The sequence below is a fragment of the Rhodoferax sp. genome (assembly GCF_018063565.1).
Taxonomy (GTDB): domain Bacteria; phylum Pseudomonadota; class Gammaproteobacteria; order Burkholderiales; family Burkholderiaceae_C; genus Rhodoferax.
Genome location: NZ_JAGPBB010000027.1, coordinates 33,780 through 43,457 on the forward strand (window position 1 = coordinate 33,780; position 9,678 = coordinate 43,457).

The window sequence follows — 9,678 nt, forward strand, 5'->3', positions numbered from 1 at the left end:
CCCCGCCTACACACACCACTTATGGAAAACAAATCCCACGCGCTCGCTGCCGGCGCCTTTGTCCTGTTGATGATGGCCATGCTGGTGGCAGCGGCCGTCTGGCTGACCCGCGACACCAGCGCCATGACCCTCTACGAACTGACCGGGCGTATCAACGTGACGGGTCTGCAGCCACAAGCCAGTGTGCGCCTGCGTGGCGTGCCGGTCGGCAAGGTGACACAGATCCGGCTCGACCCCGAGATACCCGGACAGGTGCTGGTGGGCATTGCCGTGAATGAGCAGACCCCGGTCAACAGTGACACCTTTGCCACCCTGGGTTATCAGGGCGTGACCGGGCTGGCGTTTATCCAGCTCGATGACGCGGGTAGTGTTGCCACCCCGTCCCGGCCGATGTCCGGCGGACGCATCCCGCTGCGGGCAGGTTTGATCAGCAAACTCAGCGACCAGGGCGAACGCCTGTTGGGTCAGATGGAACAAGCCAGTGCCCGCCTGAACCAGCTGCTGGCACCGGACAACCAGCAAACGCTATTCACCGCCATTGCCCAGATCGGCCGCACCGCCAGCGAGCTGCAAACGCTTACGGCACAGGCACGCCAGACCTTGCCCGAGATGGCGCAAGGTGGCCGCGAGACGCTCGATGTGCTCAAACTCACCTCCAGGCGGGTGGGCGACAGCGCCGACGAGGCGCGTGCCTCAGCGCGTGCCTTCCGGCTGGTGACCGAACGCATGTATGCACCAGGCGGCACACTCGACCAGTTGGACCTGGGTGCCAGTATTCTGGTGGCTACCGGCAGCAGCCTGCGCATCAGCACCTTGCCCAGGGTGGACCAGGCCATCACCGAGGCCACCCACACCACCCACCAGCTGGGCGAACTCACACAGACCCTGACCGACAACCCGCAAGCCATTTTGCTCGGTAAACCGGTGGCCACACCCGGACCCGGTGAGCCGGGTTTTGCGTCACCCGTCCCCGTTGGCGCTCGACCCTGAGACTATTTTGATATGAATATCGCAGCTATCAATGCCGTACAGATATGCGCTAGAGGCATATTTGTCACCTTTTTCTTACTCCTGAGTGCCTGCAGCCTGCCACGCCCGGCACAAGCTCCAGTGGTGTATGACTTTGGCCCTGGCGCACGGCAACAGGCCGCAACCCACCGCATGGCACCGTTGCCACCATTGGAGGTCAGTGCACCCCGCGCCAATGCGGCACTGTCAGGACAGGCGGTGCTGTACCGGCTGACCTATGCCGACGCGCAGGCTCTTAAGCCCTACACGTTGGCGCGCTGGAGCATGCCACCGGCGCAGCTGATCGACCAGCGTTTGCGCGAGCAGCTGGGCCTGCGCCGCGCTGTCCTGGGTACCGGCGAACTGATGCCCACCCCGGCCGCCCGGCGTGCTGCCTCTGCCGCTGCGGGCACCGCAGCCCTGGCGCCGTCAGTGAGCACCGCCGTGCCGATGAACCTGCGCCTGGAACTTGAAGAGTTCAGCCAGTTGTTTGATACACCGGAGCAAAGCCATGCCCTGCTGCGACTGCGCGCCACGTTGACCCGGCGCAGCGCCGGCGGCGACACCCTGCTGGCGCAACGCAGTTTTGTCGTGCAACTGGCCGCAGCCACCGCTGACGCCGCCGGCGGGGTGCGCGCGCTGGCGGCTGCGGCAGATCAGGCCGTCAGCGAGATCGAGCGCTGGCTCGAACAGGTGCCGGCCGCGGAGCGCACGCCATGACCCGCCATGATGCCCCTTGCCCAATGGCGCGACTGATCGTCTGACGCTGGGACGCTGATCAGCCGGCGTCAAGGCCCGTCCGGGCGTGCCAGGCGTCGACGGGACAAGAAAAACTCCGCCGGCTCCGGTCGCCCGTACAGGTAACCCTGATGCACCACTTCGGCGCGAGCGTTGAGAAAATCGGCCTGCGCCTGGGTTTCCACACCCTCGGCCACCACTTTGAGATGCAGGTGCCGCGCAATCGCCAGAATGGTTTCCACCAGTGCGCCGTCGTCGGGGTTACTCGGGGCGTCCTGCACAAAAGTCTTGTCGATCTTCAGCTCATCAATCGGCAGGCGCTTCAGGTACGCCAGTGACGAGTAGCCAGTGCCAAAGTCATCGATCGAAAAGTGCACGCCCAACTTGGACAGGCGGTTCATCTTGGCAATCAGTTCGTCGATGTTGTCAATCACCATGCCTTCGGTGATTTCGAGGGTCAGGTAGGCCGGGTCACATCCTTCCTGCTGCATCAGTCCCAGTAACCAGTTGACAAAGCCGCTCTGGCGAAAATGGCGTGGACTGATGTTGACCGACAGGCGCAGTGGGTAGCCGTCCAGTTCTTCGCGGGCCAGCAGACGGCAGGTTTCGCGGGTCACCCAGTTTTCCAGTTCGATGATCAGGTCAGACTCTTCAGCGATCGGAATGAATACACCCGGTGGCAACAGGCCGCGCTCTGGGTGCTGCCAGCGCACCAGTACCTCGCCACTGACCAGTTGTCGGCCGGCGTCGACCTGTGGCTGGATGTACAGCCGCAACTCACCCGCACCGATCCCCTGGCGCAACGCGTGTTCGATCTGGAAACGCTGCTGCGTCAACTCGCCCATCGCCACGTCGAAAAACGCGCTCTGGTTGCCACCGGCATCTTTGGCACGGTGCAGCGCCGTGTCGGCGCGGCGCAGCACCTCCTGGGGTGAGTCTTCCGCACCCAACGGAAAATGGGTGATGCCCAGACTGGCGGTGACCAAGGACACCTCGTCGCCAAAATCAAAGGGCTGCAACAGCGCCTCATGGATCCGCTCCGATACGCTCAGGGCATGGCGACTGGCGGTCACCGCAGTACCCTGCGCCACCAGCAGCAGGATGGCAAATTCGTCAGCGGCCACGCGGGTCAGCAGGTCGCCCTCGCGCAGCAGATGGCCAAGCCTCTCGCTGACCGCGATCAGCAGCAAGTCACCTTGTCGGTGACCACGGGCGTCGTTGAGATTCTTGAACCGATCGATATTGAACAGGATAAACGAGTTCTCCATCTGCTGTCGCTTGGCCAATGCCAGGGCCAGCTCCAGTCGCTCCAGCAGCATCACCCGGTTGGGCAAACCGGTCAGCGTGTCATGGTAGGCCAGGCGATAGATCTGCGCCTGGGTCTTGCGCTGCTCGGTCACGTCCTGCTTCACCGCCAGGTAATGGTTGATGTTGCCATCGGCGCCACGCACCGGCGCGATGGTGGCGGTCTCGGTGTATTCACTGGCGTCCTTGCGCCGGTTGATGAATTCACCGCGCCAGATTTCACCGGCCTTCAGGGCCGTCCACAGCACCGGGTAGGTCTCGGGCGGGGTCTTGCCCGACTTGAACACTCGCGTGGTGTTGCCCAACAACTCGTCACGGCTGTACCCGGTGTTGGTGACCAGCGCAGCGTTGACGTACTCGATGCGCCCTGCCAGATCGGTGATGACGATGTTCTCCGGGCTTTGTTCCACCGCCAGCGACAGCTTGCGCAGCTGGCTCTCGGTCTGCAGGCGTTCGGTGATGTCGCGTGCAATCACCATCAGCGCCAAACGGCTGCCATCGGCGGCAAAAATCGGCATCTTGCGCACTTCGCTGATGCGCGGCGTGTCGCCTTGCGCAAAAATGTGCTCCGTGCTCAACGCCAGGGCGGCGCTCTGCCAGGCGTGTTCGTCGCTTTGTTGTGCCTCTTCGTGAAAAGCCTGAAACGCTGGTCGCAGTTGTGCCAGCTCGGCGTTGTTTTTGCCCATCCAGTCACAATCATCGAGCGCCAGTGCTTCACGCGCGGCAAGGTTGACCAGTTGCCAACGGCTTTGACCATCCTTGATGACCACGATGTCGGGCAAAGCATCGATAAAGTTGCTCAGTCTTTGATGACTCTCCTGAAGTGCACGCGCCGCTTCACGGCTTTCTGAAATATCCCTGAACGCCACCACCGCGCCCTGTATCACGCCATCGGCCAGCAACGGGGTCACGATCAAGGCCACCGGAAACCCGCGCCCATTCTGGCGCCAGAACCAGTCCTCGGACTGTCTGGGTTGACCGTCCAGCGAGGTCTGGTGTGCCGGGCAGTCGGCCACGGCATAGGGCACACCATCGGCACGGCTGTGGTGGAACAAGGCATGGGGATCAGCACCCAGGGCCTGGCCCTCGGTCAAGCCGAGCATGGCCAGTGCCGCCGGATTGATGAAGGTGCACCGCCCATACCGGTCCTGACCATAAACCCCTTCACCCAGCGCCTGCAGGATGATTTTCTGTCGCGCCAGCAGTTCACCCAACTCCGCCACGCGCGACTGCACCGCCTCCGCCATGTGATTGAAATTCTGCGTCAACTGGCCAACCTCGTCGTTCGAGGTGTGGGGCACGCGAATCTGGTAATTGCCTGCGGCGATGCGACTGCTGGCCTCGGTCAGATGCGCCAGGTGTCGCGTCAGCCAGTAGCCCACACCGTAGAGCACCAGAAAACTCAGCAACAGTTCAATCGAGGCGATCAGTGCACCCTGAAACATCAGGTCACGTCGCGCCGTCTTGAGAAATTCCATCGACAGGCCATAGTGCACCATGCCATAACTCTGTCCCAACACATCGACCGGAAACCGCACGTGCAAGACATCAACGTTGCTGAAATCCGCCGACGGCTCTGGCAATGCCTGATCTTCGGGCCAGTTGGACGACGCCAGCGTGTTGGTCAACGGGTCCGTCACCACCAGGTAGGTGATGTCTTCTGCCTGCCGCCAACCGTCGAGCACATCACGCAGTGAGGCGTAATCGCGCGCCGCCAATGGCAAGGCGACTGCAGTTTTATAGGCCAGTTCAATGGCGGTGAGGCGGCGCTCGGTTTGCCGCACCAAATGGGTGTCGATGAGCCGCAGGCTGTTGCCCACCAGCACCACCATCATGACCAGTTCGATCAGCAGGCTTGCAATGAACAGCCGAAAACGCAGTCCACGTGCAAAGCGCGGCCATGTCATCTGGCTTGCCTCATCATCTCGACCGTCAGGGCCACAAAGGGCTTGAGGGCCAGCACGTCAGCGGGTGTGACGTCCACATAGGACTGATAGCCGGTATCTTTGAAGAACTGCTGCCCGCCAGTGCTATCCGCAAAGGCTCGCAAACCCTGGCGGACCCGCTCCACCATGGCCGCCCCGAGCCGCGTGTTGGCCAGCGTCATCAAATGGGGCGCGTGAATATTCACCGGCAGCACGCGGATCTTGGCGCGCACATCGGGCGGAATCTGATTCAGCGGGGTGTGGGTGGTGATGGCAGCGTCGTACTCACCGACCGCCACCGAAGCAATCGCCGCGCCATGGGTGCTGCGCTCAAAAAGCTGGTAATCCTGCCCCAGCCTGAGACCACTGTCCTGCAACCACTTCACGCCCCCCATCGACGACATGGACAGGCGGCTCGACAGCACAACACGCAGGCCTTTGAGATCCATCGGGGACTTGATGGCCGAATCGTCGCGCACCACGAAGACTGACTGAAGGTCGGCACGGTAACGCGCCAGAATGCTCATGCCGCGCTCTTGCGCCATCACGCCAAAGTGCGGCCCGGCAATGGCCAGGTCAAACTGCCCGTCGAGCAACTCGTTCACAAAGGTAAAGTAGTCGCCTGCGGTAAACACATTGATGCGTCGCCCAACGGTTTTTTCAAGGTGCTGGATCAGCGGCTGGTGGGTTTTGATGAGCGCCAGCGTGCTGTTAAAAGGCATGATCCCCATCTTGAGGGCTGGCGTCTGGGCACGAAGGCCCAGCGACACGGGCAAAAGCCCTGCGGCGGTGCCGCTCAGGAACAGACGACGATTGGGACTGGAGGCCATCAGGAACCCCTCCTATTTCTATCTAACGATCCAACAACACGAATTACCGTGCCCCCGATTGTGCCGCCACTCGCACCGATTCCGATCCTGCACGATCAATCGAATAACATCAATTTGACCGATTCGTCGCAGGCAAGCACGGTTTCCAGTACCAGATCATCTGTGTCTGGGTGCGAAGCCGCTGGCGGTGATGACGCACGACAGGGCGTTGCAACAACGATACCGATGATTCAGAAATGAAGGGGCCCTACAGATCAAACTGCACGCCCTGGGCCAGTGGCAAGGCACGCGAATAATTGATGGTGTTGGTGACCCGGCGCATGTAGGACTTCCAGGCATCCGAGCCAGACTCGCGGCCCCCACCCGTTTCCTTTTCGCCGCCAAAAGCGCCGCCAATCTCGGCACCCGAGGTGCCAATGTTGACGTTGGCAATGCCGCAATCGGACCCAGCGGCAGACATAAAGACCTCTGCCTCGCGCAAGTCGGTGGTAAAGATGGCCGAAGACAAGCCTTGTGGCACCGCGTTGTTGAGTGCAATGGCTTCCTCAAGCGTCTGGTACTTCAGCACATACAAGATGGGCGCAAAGGTTTCGTGGCGCACCACGCCGGTTTGCGCGGGCATCTCGACCAGTGCCGCACGCACATAATACGCATCCGGAAACTGGTCCGTCAAAACACGCTCACCCCCAGTCACAATGCCACCTTCCTGCTTTGCTTGTTGTAGCGCCTCCTGCATCCCGTCAAAAGCCGCCTGATCGATCAGTGGCCCCAGCAGGGTGCCAGGCTGATCGGGCGCACCAATACGAAAACTGGCGTAAGCCTTTTTCAGTCGCGCAAGCAGTTCGTCATAAACCGACGCATGCACGATCAGCCGGCGCGCCGTGGTGCAACGCTGCCCTGCAGTGCCGGCAGCTGCAAATGCCACCGCGCGCACCGCCATGTCGAGGTCGGCCGACGGGGCCACGATGATGGCGTTGTTGCCCCCTAACTCCAGCAAGCTGCGGCCAAAGCGCGCCGCCACCGCCTGCCCCACGGCTCGGCCCATGCGCGTGCTGCCTGTGGCTGAGACCAGCGCCACTTTGGGGTGGTCCACCAGCCCCTGGCCCACATCGGCGTGCCCAAGCACCAGCTGCGACAGATCTTGGGTAAGCTCGGGGTGGTTGAATTTGCCACACGCTTGCTCCAACAGCGCCTGCACGGCCAGCGCGCAAAGGGGTGCTTTTTCAGACGGCTTCCAGACCACGGCGTCGCCGCACACCAGCGCCAGCGCAGCGTTCCAGGCCCATACCGCCACCGGAAAATTGAACGCGGTGATCACCCCGACCACGCCCAGCGGCTGCCAAGTCTCCATCATGCGGTGGCCCGGGCGCTCGCTGGCAATCGTCAAACCATGCAACTGGCGCGACAGGCCGACGGCAAAGTCGCAGATGTCGATCATCTCCTGCACCTCACCCAGCCCCTCGGAGGACACTTTGCCCACTTCGAGCGTCACCAGTTCACCCAGCGCCTGTTTGTTGGCGCGCAGCACCTCACCGAGCAGGCGCACCAGTTCGCCGCGCTGCGGCGCGGGTACGCTGCGCCAGCGCAAATAGGCGGCGTGGGCGCGCTCAACGGTCTGCGCCACGGCAGCGGCCTCGGTGGCACGAACCCGCGCCAGCGCAACCCCATCGATCGGGGAAAACGTGGCCAGCTGGCCATCCGCGAAAACACCCGGACGCACACCCAAAGATTGCAACAAGGTCATCGCCGACATAGAAGAACTCCGCAGTCAAAGAAAAGCCAGATTGTGCGGTGGAAAATGGCTTGTGTTGCGCACGGCAACCCGCCTTTTGACCCGCCATCATTGATGGTCAGAACCATCATCGCTGCGCGACCCGGTTCGGACGCCATTCCTGGCGATAAGGCACTTAACTCCGCTGTCGCGGCACGACCCGACAAATTGGCTGCCAGCGCTTGTTTTTAAAACGCTGGTAGCTCTTTGTTTTGCAGCGATCAATTCACCTTGACCTGCACCAGTTCCTCGCCTTGCGGGTCGGTCACATGGATGGCGCAGGCGATGCACGGATCGAAACTGTGCACGGTGCGCAGAATTTCAAGAGGCTGCTTGGTGTCGATCAACTGGTGGTTGTGCTGCAGCGCGGCTTCATACGGCCCGGGCTGGCCCTTGGCGTCACGCGGGCCGGCGTTCCAGGTGCTGGGCACCACCGCCTGATAGTTGCTGATCTTGCCATCGTCGACCACGATCCAGTGCGACAGGCCACCGCGCGGGGCTTCCATCAGACCGACACCGTGCATGTGACTGGGCCAGCTTGAGGGGCTCCAGTACTGGTCGTTGAAGGTCCGCACATCGCCGGCCTTGATGTTGGCGATCAGCGCGTCATACCAGCCTTGCATCGAGTCGGCAATCACCTTGGATTCCAGGCCCCGGGCGGCGGTGCGCCCGAGTGTGGAGAACAGGGCGGTGACCGGCACGTCAAGCTTCTTCAAGGTGCCATCGACCAGCTCTTTGGTCTGCTTGTGGCCATTGGCGTACATCAGCAGCACACGCGCCAGGGGCCCGACTTCCATGGCCTTGCCTTGCCAGCGGGGCGACTTGATCCACGAGTATTTCTGCTCCACCTCGAGCTGCTCGTAAGGTGGCTTGGGGCCAGTAAAGTTGAGCTCGGTCTCGCCCTTGAAGGGGTGCAGACCCTGCGCATCGCCCGCGCCGTACTTGTACCAGGAGTGGCTCACAAACTCCTGGATTTCGTCTTCCTTGTCAAAGTCGATGGGGTGAATTTTTGAGACATCACCACCCAGAATGACCCCGCGCGGAATCAGGAACGCATCCGCGTCCCACATCGACTTGCCCGGCAGGTCGCCAAACGACAAAAAGTTGCCGCCAGTGTTGCCAATGCCGCCCCAGTCTTTGTAAAACGAGGCAATCGCCAGCAGGTCGGGAACATACACCTGATCGACAAACTCCTGCATTTGTTTGATGACGTTTTGCACCAGCTGCAACCCGACCAGGTTGACCGCCGTGGCCGCCTGCCCGCCGCCTGAGTTCATCGGCCCGGCCGCCGTCTGCACCGAAATGGCCGAGGGCACACCACCCACAACAAAATTGGGGTGCGGGTTTTTGCCGCCAAAAATGGCGTGCAACTTGACCACGTCGCGCTGCCAGCTGAGCGCTTCGAGGTAATGGGCGACTGCCATCAGATTGGCTTCGGGTGGCAGTTTGTACGCTGCATGGCCCCAGTAGGCGTTCGAAAAAATGCCCAGCTGTCCTTGCTCGACAAAGTTTTTGACCTTCTTTTGCACATCGGCAAAGTAGCCAGGCGATGATTTGGAGTAGCTGCTGATGCTTTGCGCGAGCTCAGAGGTGGCCTTGGGGTCGGCCTTGAGGGCAGACACCACATCGACCCAGTCAAACGCATGCAAATGGTAAAAGTGCATCACATGGTCATGGATGTACTGCGTGGCGATCATCAGGTTGCGGATGAGCTCGGCGTTGCGCGGGATGCTGTAGGTCGGGATGGCACGGTGCAGCGCGTCTTCAACCGAGCGCACCGAGGCAAGCCCATGCACCAGCGTGCAGACGCCGCAAATGCGTTGGGCAAACGCCCAGGCATCACGCGGGTCACGCCCACGCAGGATGATCTCGATGCCGCGCACCATGGTGCCGGCGGAATAAGCTTGGGTGATCTTGCCGTCGGCGTCGGTTTGCGCCTCGATACGCAGGTGGCCTTCGATGCGGGTGACCGGGTCCACCACAATGCGTTGTGTGTTGCTCATACAGGTGGTCCTCAGCTTTGCAGAAAGGTTTCGAGAATCTGATGTTGCGCAGCCGACTCGTCGTTGTCGGTGCCTTCGCCTTGGGCCACCATCTGGCA

6 protein-coding genes are annotated in these 9,678 nt (G+C 61.7%); 2 read left to right on the forward strand and 4 right to left on the reverse strand.

The features are described 5' to 3' along the window. The first annotated feature begins 21 nt into the window (after positions 1-21). Together KBF66_RS08505 and KBF66_RS08510 are read left to right on the forward strand one after the other, a co-directional pair. On the forward strand, positions 22-990 hold the full coding sequence (locus KBF66_RS08505) for an MlaD family protein (RefSeq protein ID WP_296655080.1): 969 nt from the start codon (positions 22-24) through the stop codon (positions 988-990). 12 nt (positions 991-1,002) lie between these two features. Further along, on the forward strand, positions 1,003-1,728 hold the full coding sequence (locus KBF66_RS08510; protein WP_296655083.1) for an ABC-type transport auxiliary lipoprotein family protein: 726 nt from the start codon (positions 1,003-1,005) through the stop codon (positions 1,726-1,728). 68 nt (positions 1,729-1,796) lie between these two features. Here the strand turns inward: KBF66_RS08510 and KBF66_RS08515 are convergent, their stop codons facing one another. The 4 genes from KBF66_RS08515 to KBF66_RS08530 all read right to left on the reverse strand — a co-directional run bounded on the left by KBF66_RS08515 (position 1,797) and on the right by KBF66_RS08530 (position 9,580). Then, entirely contained in the window at positions 1,797-4,958 is a 3,162-nt protein-coding gene (locus KBF66_RS08515; RefSeq protein ID WP_296655086.1) for an EAL domain-containing protein, read from the reverse strand. After that, positions 4,955-5,806, reverse strand: a complete 852-nt coding sequence (locus tag KBF66_RS08520) for a PhnD/SsuA/transferrin family substrate-binding protein (RefSeq protein ID WP_296655088.1) — start codon at positions 5,804-5,806, stop codon at positions 4,955-4,957. The genes KBF66_RS08515 and KBF66_RS08520 overlap by 4 nt, the downstream gene beginning before the upstream one ends. Positions 5,807-6,053: 247 nt before the next feature. Continuing rightward, positions 6,054-7,550, reverse strand: a complete 1,497-nt coding sequence (locus KBF66_RS08525; RefSeq protein ID WP_296655097.1) for an aldehyde dehydrogenase family protein — start codon at positions 7,548-7,550, stop codon at positions 6,054-6,056. 248 nt (positions 7,551-7,798) lie between these two features. Beyond that, a complete protein-coding gene (locus KBF66_RS08530) occupies positions 7,799-9,580 on the reverse strand; it encodes a nickel-dependent hydrogenase large subunit (protein WP_296655090.1) in 1,782 nt (593 codons plus the stop codon). Positions 9,581-9,678 lie beyond the last annotated feature (98 nt).